The 14410-nt window shown below is 39.8% G+C and carries 11 protein-coding genes and 1 other annotated feature; all 11 genes read left to right on the top strand.

The window, feature by feature from the left end; genetic code table 11:
- Nucleotides 1-152: 152 nt before the first annotated feature.
- The 11 genes from ACWODM_RS07265 to ACWODM_RS07215 all read left to right on the top strand — a co-directional run bounded on the left by ACWODM_RS07265 (nucleotide 153) and on the right by ACWODM_RS07215 (nucleotide 14355).
- Entirely contained in the window at nucleotides 153-1319 is a 1167-nt protein-coding gene (locus tag ACWODM_RS07265) for a GGDEF domain-containing protein (RefSeq protein WP_455320709.1), read from the top strand.
- 18 nt (nucleotides 1320-1337) lie between these two features.
- On the top strand, nucleotides 1338-2039 hold the full coding sequence (locus tag ACWODM_RS07260) for a polyphosphate polymerase domain-containing protein (protein ID WP_455320708.1): 702 nt from the start codon (nucleotides 1338-1340) through the stop codon (nucleotides 2037-2039).
- Nucleotides 2040-2058: 19 nt separating this feature from the next.
- Nucleotides 2059-2739 carry a DUF4956 domain-containing protein gene (locus ACWODM_RS07255; RefSeq protein ID WP_455320707.1) on the top strand — a complete coding sequence of 227 codons (681 nt, stop codon included), beginning with the start codon at nucleotides 2059-2061 and terminating at the stop codon, nucleotides 2737-2739.
- Nucleotides 2740-2750: 11 nt separating this feature from the next.
- A complete protein-coding gene (locus ACWODM_RS07250) occupies nucleotides 2751-4331 on the top strand; it encodes a CotH kinase family protein (protein WP_455320706.1) in 1581 nt (526 codons plus the stop codon).
- Nucleotides 4332-4342: 11 nt separating this feature from the next.
- Nucleotides 4343-5755, top strand: a complete 1413-nt coding sequence (locus tag ACWODM_RS07245; RefSeq protein ID WP_455320705.1) for an MBOAT family O-acyltransferase — start codon at nucleotides 4343-4345, stop codon at nucleotides 5753-5755.
- A 26-nt stretch (nucleotides 5756-5781) separates the two neighbouring features.
- Nucleotides 5782-6969, top strand: a complete 1188-nt coding sequence (locus tag ACWODM_RS07240; RefSeq protein ID WP_455320704.1) for an alginate O-acetyltransferase AlgX-related protein — start codon at nucleotides 5782-5784, stop codon at nucleotides 6967-6969.
- A gap of 8 nt (nucleotides 6970-6977) precedes the next feature.
- A complete protein-coding gene (locus tag ACWODM_RS07235) occupies nucleotides 6978-7838 on the top strand; it encodes a ComEC/Rec2 family competence protein (protein ID WP_455320703.1) in 861 nt (286 codons plus the stop codon).
- 6 nt (nucleotides 7839-7844) lie between these two features.
- Nucleotides 7845-10211: a glycosyltransferase family 2 protein gene (locus tag ACWODM_RS07230; protein WP_455320702.1), complete on the top strand. Its 2367-nt coding sequence runs from the start codon at nucleotides 7845-7847 to the stop codon at nucleotides 10209-10211.
- 55 nt (nucleotides 10212-10266) lie between these two features.
- Nucleotides 10267-11295, top strand: a complete 1029-nt coding sequence (locus ACWODM_RS07225; protein ID WP_455320701.1) for a glycoside hydrolase family 5 protein — start codon at nucleotides 10267-10269, stop codon at nucleotides 11293-11295.
- A gap of 79 nt (nucleotides 11296-11374) precedes the next feature.
- Complete coding sequence (locus tag ACWODM_RS07220) at nucleotides 11375-12958, top strand: CotH kinase family protein (protein WP_455320700.1); 1584 nt, start codon at nucleotides 11375-11377, stop codon at nucleotides 12956-12958.
- A gap of 196 nt (nucleotides 12959-13154) precedes the next feature.
- Nucleotides 13155-13387, top strand: a binding site (T-box leader).
- A gap of 116 nt (nucleotides 13388-13503) precedes the next feature.
- Entirely contained in the window at nucleotides 13504-14355 is an 852-nt protein-coding gene (locus tag ACWODM_RS07215) for a MetQ/NlpA family ABC transporter substrate-binding protein (RefSeq protein ID WP_455320699.1), read from the top strand.
- Nucleotides 14356-14410 lie beyond the last annotated feature (55 nt).

The raw sequence follows: 14410 nt of genomic DNA, 5'->3' as shown, positions 1-14410 counted from the left end.
TATAACAATAAATTGTAAAAAATAAGTTAAAATAATTAAAAAAATGTTAAAATCATGATAAACTATCGTTAATTAAAATTTGAATGCTTTTAATTGCTTTGTGAAATTATGGATGATTAACAAAATGTCTCGTTAGAAAGGATGGCGAGGTCATGTTAGAGAACATGAAACAGAGTGCAAACTTTCCAATGTTTGTGAAAACGCGGGTCGCAGAAATAGAGAATAAATATTCAAAAATTGATAGAGAGTGGCTGATACTCCATTTTAAGATGGCAGTTTCTTTCTCTATTGCTGCTTTTTTTGTAGAGAGTTTGCTCAGTCTGTATGTCAGCCAAACGAGTTTGGTCACTACAACACTGCTGAGGTTTTATTTGAAATATTTGATTCTTCCTACGGTAGCTAACATGCTATTATTATTTATTTGTGCCTTGCTCATGAAAAATCAGCAAGTTTCCCAAACACAACGGATTTACATCGTTTCATTCACCACCACCTTGATTAGTTTTGTGTTAACCACCACCCACAATATCTTCACACCGATTTATATTATTTATTTGATACCAATTGTTTTGACGGTCATCTATACGGTGCCACGATTGACAAGCACAATCAGTATAAGTAGTCTTGCTTTGTTTTTTCTTTCAGAATTTGTTTTGATCTGGGACCCAAATAAAGAAACGATTTTTGAGAGTCCGATACGGTTGACGGAAATTATTTTGCTATTTGTCATAATGTTGATTTTTTCGATCATTTGTATCATCAGCGTACGGTTTCTCCAGCAGAAAAATAGCGCGAGTATCGAACTGGAAATGGAAAGACTTGCTCTTGAACATCAGCTACGGTTTGATGAACTGACCGGCATTTACAATCGTTCAGGCTTGAATGCTGCTTTGGAATCAATTGAAGAAAGTAATGGGGAAGATAGCTATATTTTAGCAGTTGGCGATATCGATTATTTTAAGAAAATCAATGATCGTTATGGTCATCATACGGGTGACATGTGTTTAAAAGCCTATGCTGAAACGCTAAAAAAAGTGGCTAAAAACTGTATGGTTTTCCGATTTGGTGGGGATCAATTTTGTTTGCTTTTTCAAAATATAAGTATGGATGAAGCGAGAGCTGTCTGTACAGAGATTCAGAAAGAAGTCCGTGACTTTCAAATATCCGATACGATTGTTCTCTCGCTGACGACTAGCTTTGGTTTAGCAAAGTATAATCCAGATGCAGGCGTAACAGAATTGTTTATTCGTGCTGACTATGCCTTATACAGTGCGAAAAAAGAACGGAATAAAGTGGTGATTTTTCAAGCAGATCATTAGAAGGAGGAGGGGATGTGTATGGCCGAGCTGCTCAACGTCAAACGACGGGAAATGAAGTATCGAATTTCGCTGGAAACTTCTTTGCGAACGCAGCATTTTTTAAAGAGTGTCTTACCGGAGGACAAGCATAACGGCTTGGATGGATATGTCGTTCGATCGCTGTATTTTGACAGTATTTATCACGATGACATAGAGGAAAAACTGGATGGGATCGAAAATCGAAAGAAAATTCGTCTGAGGATCTATTCTCCAGAGGACCAGGTAGCGAAGCTAGAATTAAAAGCTAAGTTTGGGAACTGGCAGCAAAAGCGGTCGTTGCGTCTAACGAAGGCACAAGCTTTGAGGTTGATCGACTGCGAGTATGGAGTACTAAAGGAAATCGATCATCCTTTAGCAGACGAGTTGTATCTTATGATGTACAAAGGTGTCTATCGGCCACAGGTGATTGTCCAATACAATCGTTTTGCCTTTATGCTGGACAGTAATGACATTCGAGTGACATTCGATCAGCAGTTGGTAGCAAGTGAGAGCAATCTTGATTTGTTTGGTGATGGATCTGGCTATTATCCAGTAGGATTTCCAGATGATGTTACCTTAGAGGTTAAGTACAACCATTTTTTATTTTCTTATGTTAAAGATTTGTTGGATGAAATCGACAAGTCAGCTTTGTCTTATAGTAAATATGTGATGTCACGTTTTATCAGTCACACGCCAGAATAATGTAAAAGGAGAGGTTGTTATGAGAGAAGTGTTATTTGAGTTGTTGAGTGCCAATCAGGGAGCGTTGACTATTCAAGATGTCTTGTTGAATTTTTTTATTGCTGGGGTTCTAGGACTGGTAATCTACCTGTCTTATCGTATTTCCCATTCGAATGGTGTCTATAGTGCCAAATTCAATGTGTCTCTAGTCATGTTGACATTGATTACAACCCTTGTAATGAATGTCATTGGTAACAATATCGCCTTGTCTTTAGGGATGGTTGGAGCCTTGTCCATCGTTCGTTTTAGGACAGCGATCAAGGATTCTCGCGATACTGCTTATATTTTTTGGGCGATTGCTGCAGGGATCTGCTGTGGTGTGCAGGAATATGTCATTGTTTCAATAGGTTCAGGTATCATCTTTTTATTCCTAATTTTGTTTGGATCAGTGAAGAGCAATGAACGTTATCTGTTGATCTTGCGGGGAGCATCCAGTGCAGAGAGCACCGTTGAAAAAGAAATCGAACAGCTTTTCTTAGGAAAAGTTCGTTATCGCGTAAAAAATACGACCAATGAATCGTTGGAATATATTTACGAATTATCCGAAAAACAATTGAGAGATGCAGACAAAAAAGTAGAATCTTTAGCTGTTCATCTGAGAAAGATTCCCGGTTTGCAAGCGGTAAACCTGGTCAATCAAAATGATGAAATGAATCGTTAGGTTGTGATCTTATGAGACAAAATCGTATACAAACAATTATTGCAATTTTCGCTTTGATTTCTGTAGGTACGATCGCGACTGTTTTTACAAACAAAGGAGCAAATTTGTCTAGCAGTATTTATACTGAACCATTGGCAGCAGCACCTGTCATTAGTGACCCCTTGACCGGAATCCATGAAAATTGGCTTGTTGATGAATCATTTGAAACGCATTTGCCAATCCTGATCATTGATTCTGGAGGAGAACGACCACCAATCAATACGGCCGATGACGGGACTGGAACCATGCGTCCCATTCCTGGATTGGAGCCTTACCGATCGGGATCGATCAAACTGATCGATACGGGGGCGATGAACCGAATCACGGATTCACCAAAACAAGAAAGCTTGATGGAGATCAAGCGACGTGGAAACAGTTCAATGATCTACGAAAAGGCACAATATTTAGTGAAATTAATGACTGAATCAGGACAAGATAGATACGTGGATTTTTTTGGTATGGGGGCTGAACGTGAATGGGTAATCAATGGCTCTCTGATGGATAAAAGCATGATGAGAAATTATTTAGCTTATCGGATAGGGAATGATGTCATGCCTTATACACCAGAATCAATTTTTACAGAAGTGATCTATCATGAAAATGGGCAATATTACTATGAAGGTGTGCATTTGCTGATGGAGAATATCAAACAAGGAGAAGAGCGAGTGGCTATCGAAGCCGCAGCCAATTCAGATTATTTCCCACCATATATTCTGCGACGCGATCGTGACGATGATGAAGATATCATTCTGGATACTTGGGCAACACAAAATCAATTGACCACTAGATTTTTAGGCGTGATTTACCCCGGGCAGAGAAATATTACGCAAGAAGACATCGACTATATCACCAACGATGTAAACAACATTGAGCAAATTCTTTTTTCAGATGATCCGGATATCTTTTCTACCTATCCCAGATATATCGATGTCCCTTCGTTTATTGATTATTTTCTGATCAATGAATTTTTTACAAATTATGATGCGGGGGTTCATTCTACCTACATGTACAAAGATAAAGGACAAAAATTAAAAATGGGACCCATTTGGGACTATGACGGTGCAATGGATAATTATAAAACAGAACCCTTAGAATATGAAGTAACAGCTTTCCAGACTCATCCTTGGTTTGATCGTTTGATGACGGATGAAAAATTTATTGATCAAATGCAAAAGCGCTACGCTGAGTTAAGAAGAGGACCTTTTTCAGATGAAAATTTTATAACTACCGTCGATATGGTAACCAATCATCTTGGAAGTGCGATCGATCGGGAATGGACAAGGTGGGGTCATATTTATACGGGGTTCAATCGGCACAGTCTGCAAAATTTTGAATCAGATACTTCTCTTGTTAGAAATGCTACGGAGCACCGTGTGGAGATGTACCGGTTGAAAACCGCAATCTTAAAACATGCAGGTGCGACAGGCAGTCATTTGGACAAATTACAAAGAACGACAACAATGAATACAGGCGTGAATTACTACATGCCATTGATTTTGCTTGCTGCGGTATTGATCTTTGCTATCCCAGCATACTATGCATCCAGAAAGTAGAGGTGACAGGAATGGCTTTTGATACGATTTCATTTATTGCTTTGTTTTTGCCGGTCACTTTGCTTTTCTATTATGCAACTGTCCGATATTTAAAAATCCAACAGCTTGTTCTTTTAGCAGCTAGCTTGAGCTTTTATTGGCTGGGTTCGGAAGGCTGGTTGTCATTTTCTACTCTCTTGTTTGTGATCGGCTGGAATTGGCTAGGAGGGCACCTCATTGAAAGGCAACAACGAAAGAAAAAAAAGAGCATCCTACCAGTTACTTTGATCGTAGGTGTCGATATACTGATATTTAGTCTGTTTCGTTTTACTGCTATTTTTCAGACAAACGGCTGGCAACCGTCTGTTGACTGGTTGATTCCATTGGGGTTGGCTTGGTTTATCTTACAAGGGATCGGCTATTGTATTGAGGTCTATTTGGGAGAAACCGCCGCTGACAAAAATATCCTACACTTTGCGATTTATGTCTCTTTTTTTCCTAAATTAATTCATGGACCACTGATCGACTTTTCAAAAATGAAGGAACAAATTGGAGTGGGGATATTTGATATTGCACAAGTTGGGGCAGGTGCGCAACGTTTTATTATTGGTCTGTCTAAAAAATTATTGATTGCCGACCAGCTAGCCTATTTTATCAACTATGTATTTGTACAATCTGCGATTGATAGTGTAATCACTCAACCACCGGTCACTTTGGTTTGGCTAGGCCTATTTGTCAATGGGGTACAATTGTATTTTATACTCTCAGCCTATGCAGACATGGCGATCGGTTTGGCAGGAATGCTAGGAATTCGCTTGCCAGAAAACTTCAATCATCCATTCAAAGCAACATCGCTGACAGATTTTTGGCGCAGATGGCAGATGACAGTGATCAGCTGGTTTAGAAAATATTTCCTACGATTGATTAATTTAGAACTCAATCGAGATCAGATCACGATCAATTTACTCCTGACTTGGCTGTTGATCGGTCTGTGGTTTGGCTTTGATTGGAATCATGTCTTTTGGGGGGCACTGAACTTTGTCATTTTGATCGCCGAGCATTTCTTCTCTTTTTCAGAGAGAGTCCATTCGCTCCTGTTTCGACGGGTGTACACAGTATTGCTGGTCTTGATCGGTTTTGTTTTCCTAAGAAGTGAGTCATTGTATCATACAGGACAATTTTTAGGAGATCTGTTTTGGTTGAATAACAATGGTTTTTATGACGCGCGTGTAGCGGTATTTTTAAGAGAACTCTGGTTACCATTATTGATTGGTGTTTACCTGATGTTCGTTCATCCATTTTTAAAGGAACGAGAATACAGCGCCAAATGGAAAAAGCAGGCACAATGGCTACGCTTTGGTCAAATGATTGGGATCATTCTTTTATATATTTTATGTTTGCTGTTTATTTTACTTGATTTTGGACTAGGACAGACCTTGGTTTAACTAGGGTAACTAAAGGATGAGATGCGATGAAAGAAAAAAAATTAGACACATGGATTTTGTTTGTGGTCCTTTCACTTATAACAGTCACACTGGGAATCTTTTTAGGCACCCAGTCCTATAGCGAATTGCGGAAGCTGTCCAAAGAAGAAAATATTTTTACACAAACGGTCTTGGAAGAAGAACTTTTGGATCAGATTCCCTCTGAACAAACGCTGAGGGACGTGTATTCCCTATTGCTAGTTGCTCAGGGGAAAAATGAAGCCCGCAATTTTTATGTTTCTAAAACGAAAGACGGTTATCTGCAACAGATGAATTACTTCTCAGAGATCGATCTAAATATTCGAACCTATGCTGCACGAATGAAAGAGCTACAAGAGTCCTTAGCAGATCCAATAACAGAACTTCTTTATGTAGGGACTTCCGGGAAATACATTCACGGAGTCAGTCAAATTCGGAAGGGATATCCGGAAAATTTGCCTATCCAGCGCAATTTAGATGAGTTTTTTCTAGAGCTTGCCTATCATCAGGTAGACAGTTTGGATTTGAGAAAAGCCACACAGCTAGAGCGTATGACTTACGATAAGTATTATTATCGTTCTCATAGTGTTTGGACGGATCAAGCGGCATTTGCTACAGCAGTAGCTATCATGGAAGAGTTGAGACAACGGAATCCAGAAGTTTTTGTGTCTGATTCTCAAGCTATAAACTTGGGAAATTATCAGGAAGAGATTTATACTAATGGAATCCATGGAGACTTGATGGATGCTGCAGGAAGTTACTTTACGGAAAGTGATGAGTTAAGTCTGTTGCTCCCTTCTTTTGAAGTGGACATGGAGTATCTTGATTTGGAATCGGAGGATAGAATTGCCCGCCGAGGAGATTATTTGGAGGTAGTCATAAATCCTGAGCAACATAAGAAACTAGATGAAATGATCGTGATCGATGAGCTATATTATACAGACGATGTTGAACATTTTCGCTTAGTGAATCATCAGATAGAAGAAGGGGCAAAGCTCTTGTTTCTGATCGATGACTACTTTTTACCAGTTGCCAATTATTTAGCATTGATGAACAAGGAAATTGAAGTGTTGATGCTTGAAGAAAATCGCGAGTCAGATATTGAGGAACGAATCGAGGAAGAGGTATTTGATGCGATCATTGTCGCTTCGCAAGCATCAGCGATCGAGGAAGACTTCTTTAATTTTTACAAGTAAATGGGGTGATGACGATTAAAGGTGAAGGATGGAAAAAAATCTGGTTTGTAGCAAAAATAATTCTGTTTCTTTCGATTTTAGGTGGCGCATTCGTTGCCGTTCGTTTTAAAGATACGTTCACAGACAGGGAAGAGCCAGTAGATGTTTATTTTCTTTCAACGGAAAATGATGCCAACACTACGCTGATCCAACAAGGAGCCAATACGGTGTTGATCGATACGGGGGAAGAAACGGATCAAGAAATGCTGATTCATTTCTTAAAAGAGAAGCAGGTTGAGCAGATCGACTATTTGATTTTGACTCATCCAGACAAGGATCATATAGGGGGAGTACCGGAAGTTTTAAAAGAATTTTCTGTTGAGCATGTGATCATGCCCTATTATGATAAGGAACATGAGGAATTAAATCAATTGAACCAGCAACTGGCGAGTTTGGATATCCCGGTCACCTATCCTAACAGACCTAGAAATTTTGCTTTGGGCGCTATACGCTTAACAATTTACCCACCGTTGGAACGACACTATAAAAAAGACAATAATTATTCCCTAGCAACGTTGCTTCGTCATGAAGAGGTGAATTTTTTATTCGTAGGAGACAGCGAGTCAAAACGGCTACAGGAATTGATGCAAGTCAACTGGCCATCGATCAATGTCTACTTAGTCGCACATCATGGACGTGCCAATTTGTCTTCTCAGTCATTTATTGAACAAATTAAACCGAAAATAACGGTTACGACATCTGATTCAAACGATCAGGAAGTCCAAGATGCCTTAGAGGCTGTTCCCTCTGAAATGTATTTTACGGCTCCTGGATCACTTCACATGCAAAGTGATGGTGAGTCAGTCGTTGTCGAAAGAGAAAAGGAGTGAATCTGAATGAGTGAAAGACCAATTGATTCGGCAGTAGAACTAAACCCGCCTGTCTATGAGAAAACATCTAAAATCAAAGCCTATCGTAATCAGATTTGGGTTGGGATCACAATTCTTTTAAATCTTATTTATTTGTATTGGCGTATTCGCTATACGTTGCCATTGGAATATGGCATTATTTCGATCATTATTGGGGTTTCCTTGATCATTGTTGAAGTGATGGGTGCATTAGAATCTATGGTCCATTACTACAACATGCACAAGGTAGAAAATCCGCCCGTTCCGAATGTACCGCTAGAGAAATTTCCAGATGTAGATGTTTATATCGCAACCTATACGGAACCGATGGATTTATTGTATAAAACCATCAATGGCTGTAAGCATCTGGAATACCCGGATCCATCTAAGGTCCATATTTACTTATGTGATGATAACCGACGTCCAGAAGCTAGAAAGCTTGCGGAGGAAATGGGGATTCATTATCTGGATCGGCCTGATAATAAGGGAGCAAAAGCGGGTAATTTGAACAATGCCATGGCTAAGAGCACTTCACCACTTATTTTGACGATGGATGCGGATATGATTCCACGACGAGTCCTGTTGATGAGAATGGTTCCGTACTTTGTTGATGCATGGATCAAAAATGAAGGGAAAGAAGAAAAAGACCAAATCAAAATGGGCTTTATTCAATCACCGCAAACATTTTATAATCCCGATCTCTTCCAGTTCAATCTTTTTTCGGAAAATCGAATTCCTAATGAACAAGATTATTTTTATAAAGATGTACAAGTTTCAAGAAATCGTTCCAATAGTGTGATCTATGGTGGATCCAATACGCTGATCAGTAGAGAAGCTCTGGATGGAATCGGTGGCTTCTATGAAGATGCGATCACCGAGGATTTTGCTACAGGGATGCTGATGCAAAAGGCAGATTATCGCTGTTATGCGATCAATGAAGAGTTAGCCAGCGGTTTGTCACCAACAGATTTCCCTAATTTGCTCCAGCAGCGAATTCGCTGGGCAAGAGGTTGTATTCAGACTGGACGAAAGATGCATATTTTATTGACCAAAGGCTTGTCTATTTCTCAAAAAGCCAACTACTGGGCTTCTGTCTGGTATTGGTATGCCCCGATTAAACGTCTGATTTATATCATGTCACCAATCATGTTTGCAACATTTGGTTTTATGGTTATTAAAACAACTTTGCCACAAATTTTACTTTTCTGGTTGCCAATGTACCTGTCTAGTACGATTACCTTAAGAATGATGAGTCGTGAGATTCGAACGACAAAATGGACCAATATCTATGAAACAGCTATGTTCCCGTTTATGTTATTCCCGGTTTTAAAGGAATTTTTTGGCATTAGTTTGAAAAAGTTTAAAGTAACCAAAAAAGACGGCAATACAGCAGAAAATTCTGGGGATTTGATTTATGGATTACCCTTCATGTTGTTCATCTTGTTATCGGTAATTGGAATCTTCAATATCATCTATATGATTCTCGAGAGTGGCTCTATGGGACCAATCGTTATTTTGTTCTGGCTGATTGTCAACCTATTCAATTTGATTATGGCGATGTTTTTCGTATTGGGTCGACGCTTTCACCGGAAAAGTGAACGTGTTGCCCTCACGACACCTGCTGTGATCAAAAGCAAGTATCAAGAGGGGCTGGATGCTCAGACGATCGATATTTCAGAAGGTGGTGTCTCTTTGTTCCTAGAAGAATCTACTTTTATCGATGATGAGAACGATGTAAGAATCCAGATCAAAACGGACTACTATCAGGCAGAAGTTCTGGCACGAATCGTCCATGTGGATGAATACCAGAAGGGATGGAAATATGCTTTTAAAATCAATGATTATCTTGATAGTAAAGATCAGTACATGCAAATCTTGTATGATCGCGTGCACACTTTGCCAAAGAGTTTACAATCTTCCCACAGTACGTTTGACGATCTGCGCTTGAACATTGTTCGACGAGCACAACCGGTTATCTATTATAATAGAAAAGCCGCTCGTATCGACATGAATGAAACGGTGGATCTTAAAGATGGTGGTCAAGTCCATATCACGAATTTCAATTTTCAGTATTTAGTGACCGACTCGAATCATTTGGACAATCGAATCGAATGCCTATTGCCGGACAATGTCAGCTTGATAGGAGAATATACGAAGAAATTAAGAGATGGTAGTAAGCTGTACAAAATATTGAATCTGGAAGCTATCTATCGTGAACCGGATCAAATGCGTGCATTGACTAAATGGGCCAATCAAGCAAGAAACAAAGAAGAAGATGAAAAAGCAATCAATGATACAGACTCACTGGTCAGTGATGTACTAGGTGGTAGCGATGAACTCAAACCGATGGATTAGCGTGGTTTGTTCTGGATTGCTCATCATAGCTTTAGTCATAGGAGGTTGGTGGTACGTGTCGACTTCTAAACGAGAATTGCGTTTTGCAGAGAGCTTAAAAGCAGGATGGAATTTAGGGAATACTTTAGAAACCTGGAATCTACACTTTGAAACAGACGATCCTGCTGACTATGAGACCTATTGGGGAAATCCGGAAATCACAGAAGAGTTGTTGATTGCGATCAAAGAGGCGGGATTTCAGACGATTCGGATCCCTGTGACCTGGCAGGAGCATGTCGATCAGGACTTTCTGATCGACTCGCGCTGGCTGGATCGGGTCAAGCAAGTGGTTGATAGGAGTTTGAATGTAGGGCTTAAAGTCATTCTTAACACACACCATGAAGAATGGTACACGCCAGACGAAACTCATTTTTCATCTGCCGAGGAAAAGATGCAGCGTTTATGGACGCAGATCGGTGAGACATTTGCTGATTATGATGAGCGTTTATTGTTTGAGAGTATGAATGAACCACGATTGATTGGGACGGCAGATGAGTGGACAACTGGGCCTTTTGAGTCCCAGCAGATCGTCAATCAGCTGAATGAGGTGTTTGTAGACACGATCCGTGAACTGGGCGGCAACAATCAAAAAAGATACCTGTTACTACCGACCTATGCAGCTCGCTATGAACGAGCTGCCTTGTCAGCCTTTCAATTACCTAAGGAAAAGCGTTTGATGGTGTCCATTCATTTATATGCTCCTTATGACTTTGCTCAAGATGTCGGAAGCGCACACTCTTTTGACAGTCGAGACAAAGCAGATACCGGAGAACTCGATGCTTTTTTTGAGGATATTGATGAGCTTTTTCTTCAACAAAAGATTCCGGTGGTGATCACTGAATTTGCTGCCGGTGACAAGGACAATTTGACTGACCGTATAGAATGGACACGATATATCGTCCAAAAAAGCCGCTCATTGGGAGTACCTTATGTTTGGTGGGATCAAGGTGGTAATGATAAAATAGACACAAGCTATCGTTTGTATGACCGATATAAAAACGAGTGGATGTTTCCAGAGCTTGTGGAAGTTTTAGTCAATAACTGAAGCAACGAAATTCCTCTTGTCATTTGATGATAAGAGGAATTTTTTGTGAAGTACTATCATTGAAAGCAGAGGTGAACAGATGAGGTACAATCGGCGGAAAACAAGCATTTTTGTTGTCTTATTACTTTTATTTATCATTTTTTTGGCATGGAGGAGTGAAACAGTTCTTCATCCTGCCAAAAAGTCTATCTATCAAGAACCGTTAAAAGCCGCACCGATCGCAGAGGCTCCTCTTGCTGCTATTCAAGAAAATTGGGAAGTTGACGAAACTTTTGAGACCCATCTACCGCTTATTGTTATTGATTCTGGAGGAGAGCGTCCACCTATCAATATGGAACAGGACGAAGAAGGGATTTTTTGGCCGATTCCAGAGCTTGAACCGTATCGTCAGGGCTCAATCAAAGTCATTGATAATGGGACAACCAATCGATTGACTGATCCTACACAAGAGGAAAGCTTGATACAGATTAAACGTCGAGGGAACAGCTCGATGAATTACGAAAAAGCACAGTATTTGATTAAGTTAGTCACAGAATCTGGGCAAGATCGAGAGCTAGATTTTTTCGGCATGGGAGTTGAGCACGAATGGATCTTGAATGGTTCTTTGCAAGATAAAAGTATGATGCGCAACTATCTGGCCTTCCGATTGGGGGATGCGATCATTCCCTATACACCTGAATCACTTTTTACAGAAGTGGTGTACCATGAAAATGGGAAATATTATTATGAGGGTGTCCACTTGTTGATGGAAAATATCAAACAAGGAGAGGAACGAGTGGCGATTCAATCTAGTTCTCCCAGCGATCCAGTTGTTTCATATATTGCTAGAAGAGATCGAATCGGTGAAGATGAGGTTATTTTGGACACTTGGGCAACGCAAGAGGGACTGAGCGAAAACTATCTAGGACTGATCTATCCAACACGAAAAAATGTGACTTCGAAAGATATTGACTTTGTGACAAATGATCTTAGCAGAATTGAACGGGTTTTATATTCAGAAGATCCAGATATTTTTGCTACCTATAGTCGTTATATCGATGTCGCTTCTTTTATTGATTACTTCTTAGTGAATGAATTTTTGGCTAACTATGATGCAGGAGTCAATTCTACTTACTTATACAAGGAACAAGGTGGGAAACTCAAAATGGGTCCTATTTGGGATTTTGATGAAACCATGGACAATTACCGAATGGAGCCTCTCAATTATGAAGTGACAGCTTTTCAAACTAAGGCATGGTTTGATCGATTGATGACGGATCATCATTTTATCGAACAGTTACAAACTCGTTATGCAGAATTAAGAAGAGGAGTTTTCTCTAGCGACTATGTCCTGTCAACGATTGATGAGATTACTGAACATCTTGGAGGAGCGATCGATCGTGAATGGTATCGTTGGAATCACATTTTTACAGAAGAAAACCCACTAAGTTTAGAAAATTTTGGTGAACAGAATGAGTTGGTACGTAATGCAGTCTCTCATGAGGTGGAAATGTATCGACTAAAGACTGCTGTGCTGAAACATGGTGACGCGATGGCTATACACTTGGCCACGCTCAATCATTCAGCAACGACCGATACAGGTGTTCAATATTATATGCCCTTGCTTTTACTAGTGGCGGTTCTAGCCTTCTCTTTGCCTGCTTACTACGCATCAAGAAAATAAAAAACAGAGGATGGACGAGCTATTTCATTCTCATTCATCGTAGTCTGATTATCAAGGAGGGTTTATTTGACTTGATCCTTATTCGCTAGGAACTTGCAGCTCAAGAGATGTCACAATAGATAAAAGCAAACTTTCTTTATTTTTATATTGACAAGCAATTGGAAATAAGGTAAATTATGAAGCAACAACATAACACATACATCCTTTGAAGAGAAGAGTAGTTTTTGAAGACTTTTTAGAGAGGTTCTGGCTGGTGAAAAGAACTAAGAGATAGAAAATGAAGATGGTCTCTGAGGATAAATCATCGATATGTAGGTGATTTCGAATGGTTCAGTCGTTATCTTGAACACCATTTCTGTTTTATAGAGATGGCTTGAGGGAAGAGTATTCTTCCGAAAAAAGGTGGTACCGCGTTTATTCGTCCTTTTATCAGTTTAACTGATAAAAGGACTTTTTTTATTGCCAAAAATGGGAATAAGCTATTTTTTCTATGAAGAGATAGTTTAAAAATATAAAAATGTAAAAGACAAGGAGAGCGTTATAATATGAAAAAGAATTTTAAAAGAGTTTTAGGGTTAGGGTTTTTAGGAGCAGCCTTTTTGGGCCTAGCAGCATGTTCGTCTGGAGGAGAAACGACAGAGAGTTCAGAGGAAGCTACAGTTGAAACTACAACATTAACCGTAGGAGCAAGCTCTACTCCGCATGCAGAGATTCTAGAACAAATCAAAGACGATCTAGCTGAAGAAGGGTACGCACTAGATATCAAGGTTTTTGATGACTATGTATTACCGAATACAGCTTTGAGTGATGGTGATTTGGATGCGAACTTCTTCCAGCATGCCCCTTATTTGGAGAACTTCAATGAAGAGCATGGAACGGAACTAGTTTCTGCAGGAGGCATTCATTTTGAACCACTAGGTATTTATCCAGGACAGTCAACTTCTCTTGATGAGATTCCAGATGGCGGTAAAGTGTCGATTCCAAATGATGCGACAAATGGCGCTCGTGCACTGCTACTTCTTGAAGCAGCAGGTGTGATCGGATTAAACGATGGCGCAGATATTACGACAACACCTAGTGACATTGCAGCCAACCCAAAAAATCTAGAAATCGTTGAATTGGATGCATCTCAAATCGCACGTGCCGTTCAAGACGTAGATGTAGCAGTTATCAATGCCAACTATGCATTGGAAGCAGGTTTTGATGTAGAAGAAGATTCTTTGGAAACAGAAGACAAGGACTCTGAAGCAGCCCAAACCTATGCCAACATCGTAGCAGTCAGAGCCGGTGAAGAAGACAGCGAAGCAACTAAAGCATTGATTGCAGCTCTACAATCTAACAAAGTGAGAGATTACATCAATGATACGTACAATGGTGCAGTGATTCCTGTATTCTAAATCAGTAAACAGAACAAAGAGTTGAAGGAGACTTCAGCTCTTTTTGTTTACGCTG

This window comes from Enterococcus olivae (assembly GCF_053760925.1).
This window is presented reverse-complemented; position numbering and strand designations above follow the sequence as displayed.